This window comes from Psychrobacter sp. TB67 (assembly GCF_000511065.1).
GTDB classification, from domain to species: Bacteria; Pseudomonadota; Gammaproteobacteria; order Pseudomonadales; family Moraxellaceae; genus Psychrobacter; species Psychrobacter okhotskensis.
The window spans coordinates 1-3,936 of record NZ_AYYA01000021.1 but is presented as its reverse complement, the minus strand read 5'-3'; the positions used below and the strand labels follow the sequence as shown (position 1 = coordinate 3,936).

At 47.3% G+C, this 3,936-nt stretch carries 3 protein-coding genes; 2 read left to right on the top strand and 1 reads right to left on the bottom strand.

All coding sequences use genetic code 11. The features are described 5' to 3' along the window. Positions 1–12 precede the first annotated feature (12 nt). Positions 13–1,202, bottom strand: a protein-coding gene (locus W293_RS16020; RefSeq protein WP_101210725.1) for an IS3 family transposase whose coding sequence is annotated in 2 segments (ribosomal slippage) — positions 13–944 and positions 944–1,202 — 1,191 coding nt in all. Because the reading frame shifts where the segments join, the coding sequence is not laid out codon by codon here. Between the two features lie 14 nt (positions 1,203–1,216). Between W293_RS16020 and W293_RS0103055 the strand changes: the two genes are divergently transcribed. Together W293_RS0103055 and W293_RS16015 are read left to right on the top strand one after the other, a co-directional pair. Continuing rightward, positions 1,217–2,674 carry a type VI secretion system Vgr family protein gene (locus W293_RS0103055; protein WP_156916413.1) on the top strand — a complete coding sequence of 486 codons (1,458 nt, stop codon included), beginning with the start codon at positions 1,217–1,219 and terminating at the stop codon, positions 2,672–2,674. Between the two features lie 60 nt (positions 2,675–2,734). Then, a protein-coding gene (locus W293_RS16015; protein ID WP_101210725.1) for an IS3 family transposase occupies positions 2,735–3,924 on the top strand; the annotation gives its coding sequence in 2 pieces (ribosomal slippage) (positions 2,735–2,993 and positions 2,993–3,924; 1,191 coding nt in all). The last annotated feature ends 12 nt before the right edge of the window (positions 3,925–3,936 follow it).

Genomic DNA, 3,936 nt, shown 5'->3' with positions numbered 1-3,936 from the left:
TGTAGTGGTCAACTAATTTAGGACACCTGATAAGAGGTTTTGATTAAAGTAACGTCTTTCTGTTTCAGCTGGTGTTAAATAATTGTTGAAAGTGTGCGGTCTCACGGTTTGATAGTAGCCCCAGATATAATCACTAATGGCACTTTTAGCCTCAGCGATATTCTCATAACCGCCCTTTGGCATCCACTCTGTTTTGAAGCTTCTAAAGAAGCGCTCAGTTGGGGCGTTATCCCAACAATTTCCACGACGGCTCATACTCTGTGTCATACCGTCGCAATCATCGATTGATTCAGCAAATTTCTTACTGGTGTAATGCGTGCCCTGATCTGAGTGAAATAACACACCACTTGGTTTGAGTCTCGTCTGATACGCCATTTTCAGAGCGTTACCTGTCAGAATACTATCGGGTGAGTCTGAGACACTAAAGCCCACCACACGACGGGCGTACAGGTCTAAAACAACGGCTAGGTAACACCAGCCGCCTTTAATGCGAATATAAGTGACATCGCCCGTCCAGACTTGGTTGGGCGCCGTTGGGCTAAATCTGCGTTTTAAAAGGTTGTCATGGGTTTTATGTTCCTGATCAGCGTGCTTGTATTTGTGGGTCTTGAGCTGGCAACTGACCAGTTTCATTTGCTTCATAATCTTGGCAGCTAAGTAACGCGTTAGCCTAATACTGTGCTCATTCCACAGGATGGCGACAATGGTGCGAGCCCCAGCTGATTGTTTGGAGTCATTGAATATTTGACGTATCAAGGCTTTGAGTTTGACACGTTCAATATCGATAGGCTTAGTCTGTGTGCCATAGTAGTAGCTGCTTTTAATGATGCCAAATAAGTCACATAGTCGGCGTTTACTGACGCTTTTGTCTTGCTCTGCAAGCTTGCTTATCAGCGATAGCCGTTCAGGCTGTCCAAGGCCAGCAGAGCAGAAGCCTTTTTTAATATGTCGCGCTCCATAGTGAGTCGCTTAACCTGCTTACGCAATTCTTGTAGCTCGCGCTGTTCATCCGTTAAAGCGTTGCCGACTTTAGGTGCTTGGCCATTCGTTTCTTGTCGATACTGACTCAGCCATTTCTGCAGGGTGGATTTGCCAATGCCAAGTGAGCTTGCTACATCAGGTATTTTACGCTTATGCTCAGTCACTAAGCTGATGGCTTCAAGCTTGAATTCTCGGGTATATTGATTGCGATTGTTGGTCATACTAGTTTCCTTCTTTGGGTTATTATAACCTCTTAGAAGCTGTCCAATTTTATTATGCCACTACAGTTAGCATCAACAACCTACCTTCTATCGGCCATTTATCTACATACTGTACCAGCATGACCATCGTCGGTATCGAACCTAACAGTGATAGCGTCTCCTACCACAACCAAGTGCTGATAAAAGACTGGCTAGCGCGTACCGCAAAGCAAACAGCGCAAACAGCACTTAGCGCCATACCCGAGCACGGCTACGACATCGCTCGAGACACCGGCATCTGGGTAACCGCCACGCTATTAGACTCCGCTATTCCTTACTGTCCCTATCCAAGCCAGCAATCTTTTGTGAGCAGCACCTATACAGGTCTGACCCAAGCTCGTACCGGCGATACCAGCACTTCATCCTCGCCAAGTTACGACTCTAGTGTCACCGATGACGGTCTACAACAAACCATCACCACTCCAGTCTTCTCAGGTATCAGTCCGCATGATAACGGGGTGACACCACCGCTGCGCTCATTACAACTGTCCTCAGGCGCCACTCATGGTTGGCAGTTTGCCCCAAGGCTTGGACAATCCGTCCTTTTAAACTACTGGTATGGCGATATCGACAGCCCCGTGATCAGCCGCGCCCTCTATGACGGTATCGGCATGGGCGATAGTGACGACAATGACATCACTAGCCGTGATGCCGGACTATCCAACAGACATAACCTACAAGGCGGATCCTCGCCAAGATGGCATGGTGGTGGCCTTGGTCACTCGCAAATCTGTGAGGATGATACTCATAGTGGCTGGCTATCCGGTATTGCTCAATACGGACTGACTTCTAACTCTGAGGTTGCACTAAGCTTTGATGACACTCCAAATAAGAGTGGCCTGCAGTGGGCGGTCAATACCGCTAGTCGTGCCAATGCGCAAAACCCAACGATAACAGACAAAGCGACCTTTGCTCCTGATGAGCACATCCTAGAATTAGGCGTGCTCCGTCATCGCTACAGCAATCATCAATCGACCACCAGCGGACAAGGCATCAACCTTGCCACTGACCATGGACTACAAGCCACAGCGGATAGCGGAGTCTTGCTCTCCACCTTTGGTATCAGACACACGCAAAGCGAGCACGAGTCGGCTTGGGTGAATGATGCAGGACAACGACAGTTAAAACTCGGTGCTGAGCTGAATGAGACCTTAGCAGAGGCCAAACAAGCACACCTGCAATCGACGAAAGAGATAAGTAGTGCTAACGATTCTATAAAAGCGTTTGAAAAGGCAGCGCAAGTCATCGACGAGAGTATGAACACCGAAGTGCTGGGTGCACCCGATGTATCGATAGTGAGTAAAGACAGTATTCTGACCTCAGCCAGCAACACCCTAACCACCGCAAAGACCATCGTCCGCCAATCAGGCAGCACGCAGTCGGATGTAGTCGCAGGAAACTATACGCTCACCGCAGATAGTATTGAGTTGTAGTGGCATAATAAAATTGGACAGCTTCTAAGAGGTTATAATAACCCAAAGAAGGAAACTAGTATGACCAACAATCGCAATCAATATACCCGAGAATTCAAGCTTGAAGCCATCAGCTTAGTGACTGAGCATAAGCGTAAAATACCTGATGTAGCAAGCTCACTTGGCATTGGCAAATCCACCCTGCAGAAATGGCTGAGTCAGTATCGACAAGAAACGAATGGCCAAGCACCTAAAGTCGGCAACGCTTTAACGGATGAACAGCGCGAGCTACAAGAATTGCGTAAGCAGGTTAAGCGACTCACTATGGAGCGCGACATATTAAAAAAGGCTTCTGCTCTGCTGGCCTTGGACAGCCTGAACGGCTATCGCTGATAAGCAAGCTTGCAGAGCAAGACAAAAGCGTCAGTAAACGCCGACTATGTGACTTATTTGGCATCATTAAAAGCAGCTACTACTATGGCACACAGACTAAGCCTATCGATATTGAACGTGTCAAACTCAAAGCCTTGATACGTCAAATATTCAATGACTCCAAACAATCAGCTGGGGCTCGCACCATTGTCGCCATCCTGTGGAATGAGCACAGTATTAGGCTAACGCGTTACTTAGCTGCCAAGATTATGAAGCAAATGAAACTGGTCAGTTGCCAGCTCAAGACCCACAAATACAAGCACGCTGATCAGGAACATAAAACCCATGACAACCTTTTAAAACGCAGATTTAGCCCAACGGCGCCCAACCAAGTCTGGACGGGCGATGTCACTTATATTCGCATTAAAGGCGGCTGGTGTTACCTAGCCGTTGTTTTAGACCTGTACGCCCGTCGTGTGGTGGGCTTTAGTGTCTCAGACTCACCCGATAGTATTCTGACAGGTAACGCTCTGAAAATGGCGTATCAGACGAGACTCAAACCAAGTGGTGTGTTATTTCACTCAGATCAGGGCACGCATTACACCAGTAAGAAATTTGCTGAATCAATCGATGATTGCGACGGTATGACACAGAGTATGAGCCGTCGTGGAAATTGTTGGGATAACGCCCCAACTGAGCGCTTCTTTAGAAGCTTCAAAACAGAGTGGATGCCAAAGGGCGGTTATGAGAATATCGCTGAGGCTAAAAGTGCCATTAGTGATTATATCTGGGGCTACTATCAAACCGTGAGACCGCACACTTTCAACAATTATTTAACACCAGCTGAAACAGAAAGACGTTACTTTAATCAAAACCTCTTATCAGGTGTCCTAAATTAGTTGACCACTACA